Origin of the sequence: Niveispirillum sp. (assembly GCF_052437035.1) — a bacterium.
In the GTDB taxonomy this organism is placed as follows: Bacteria; Pseudomonadota; Alphaproteobacteria; order Azospirillales; family Azospirillaceae; genus Niveispirillum.
This window is the reverse complement of the sequence record NZ_JBQVOH010000040.1, coordinates 1-782: the sequence shown is the minus strand read 5'-3', so window position 1 is coordinate 782 and position 782 is coordinate 1. Positions and strand designations below refer to the sequence as shown.

Sequence of the window (782 nt, the reverse complement as noted above, 5' to 3'; positions counted from 1 at the left end):
GCGATAGAGGATGCGGCCCAGGGTCTGACCCGCCGCATCCTGGCCAGCATAGACCTGGATGGCGATACCATCGGCCAGGGGGGCGGCAATATCGGCCACGGCATAGGCCAGGAAAAGCCGGCAGCGCCGCCGCCCGTCGGGCAGCAGGCGGACCAGGGCGGCCGGCGTGCTGCCGCGCGCACCCAGATCGACCAGGGCGACAGGGTCCCGACCCAGCAGCGGATCAAGGTAATCAAGGAGCAATTGCCGCGTCTGTGCGGCCCGTGCGGCAGCAGAGGTGCGCAGGGCCGGATCATCGAACAGGGCCAGGGCCGGACCGGCGGCGGGGGTCGCCAGCAGCTGTTCCAGGGTCAGGCCCGTCCAGGGGGCAAGGTCATCGGGCACGGTGCCGCCAGCCAGGGCCAGAAGCCGGTCCCAGGGCAGGTGCGGGCGGGTCTCCAGCAGGCGGCGGGCCGCCGCCATGTCGATCTGCGCCAGTTCAAGCGGCAGCAACGCCTGACGCGACACGAACAGGGGCGTCACCCTGATGCCGCCGCCCGGCGGGGGGCCAGCCCGTCCCAGCCGCCCCCGCCCAGACCCGCCACGGCCCTTTCACGCTCCCGCAGCGCCCCAAGGCCAGGACCCGGCACATAATGAAAGGCCCGCAGACCCGCCGCCCGCGCCATGGCGACATCGCCCAGCGGATCATCGCCCAGATGAAGGATACGGGCGGGCGGAATGTCGGGATGATCGGCCAGCAGCCGCGCGAACAGGCCGCCCCCCGCCTTGGACACGCCTTCGGC

At 72.5% G+C, this 782-nt stretch carries 2 protein-coding genes; both read right to left on the bottom strand.

What is annotated here, in order from left to right; genetic code table 11:
• Window positions 1–522, bottom strand: a 522-nt coding sequence (locus tag ACT6Q8_RS25560; RefSeq protein WP_444739484.1) for a hypothetical protein, incomplete at its 3' end; no start/stop codon positions are given.
• A partial coding sequence (locus ACT6Q8_RS25555) for an HAD hydrolase-like protein (RefSeq protein WP_444739483.1) occupies window positions 519–782 on the bottom strand: 264 nt, incomplete at its 5' end. The genes ACT6Q8_RS25560 and ACT6Q8_RS25555, both read right to left, overlap by 4 nt.